The sequence below is a fragment of the Stenotrophomonas sp. UBA7606 genome (assembly GCF_002477705.1).
GTDB lineage: Bacteria > Pseudomonadota > Gammaproteobacteria > Xanthomonadales > Xanthomonadaceae > Stenotrophomonas.
Genome location: NZ_DLJW01000103.1, coordinates 28,460 through 29,157, shown reverse-complemented (window position 1 = coordinate 29,157; position 698 = coordinate 28,460). Strand labels below are relative to the sequence as shown.

At 63.3% G+C, this 698-nt stretch carries 2 pseudogenes; both read right to left on the bottom strand.

The features are described 5' to 3' along the window. Positions 1-419 (bottom strand): annotated as a pseudogene (locus B2527_RS12535) (succinate--CoA ligase subunit alpha); the annotation flags it as partial. 24 nt (positions 420-443) lie between these two features. Next, positions 444-698: pseudogene (sucC, locus tag B2527_RS12530) on the bottom strand (succinate--CoA ligase subunit beta); the annotation flags it as partial.

The following is a 698-nucleotide window of genomic DNA, read 5'->3' as shown; positions in this document are numbered from 1 at the left end:
ATGATGCCGATCTTGCACTCGCCCGGGGTGATCACGCCGGGGCAGTTCGGCCCGATCAGCACGGTGTCCGGGTGCGAGCCCTTCAACACGTTGTCCACGCGCAGCATGTCCAGCACCGGGATGCCTTCGGTGATGCAGACGATGACCTTGATGCCGGCAGCAGCGGCCTCCAGGATCGCGTCGGCCGCGTACGGCGGCGGCACGTAGATCACCGACGCATCAGCGCCGGTGGCCTGCACGGCATCGGCCACGGTGTTGAACACCGGCAGGTCGATGTGGGTGGTGCCGCCCTTGCCCGGGGTCACGCCGCCGACAACCTGGGTGCCGTACTCGATCATCTGGGTGGCGTGGAAGGTGCCCTGCTGGCCGGTGAAGCCCTGCACGATCACCTTGGTGTTCTTGTTGATCAAAACGCTCATTGGTATTTCCTTAGGTGTCGTGGATCAGGCGGCGTTCTTGACCGCTTCAACGACCTTCTTGGCGCCGTCGTTGATGTTGTCAGCCGGGATGATGGCCATGCCGCTGTCACGCAGCAGCTGCTTGCCTTCTTCCACGTTGGTGCCTTCCAGGCGCACCACGACCGGAACCTTGACGCCCACTTCCTTCACCGCGGCGATGATGCCTTCGGCAATCATGTCGCAGCGGACGATGCCGCCGAAGATGTTGACGAAGATGCCCTCGACCTTGTCCGAGGACAG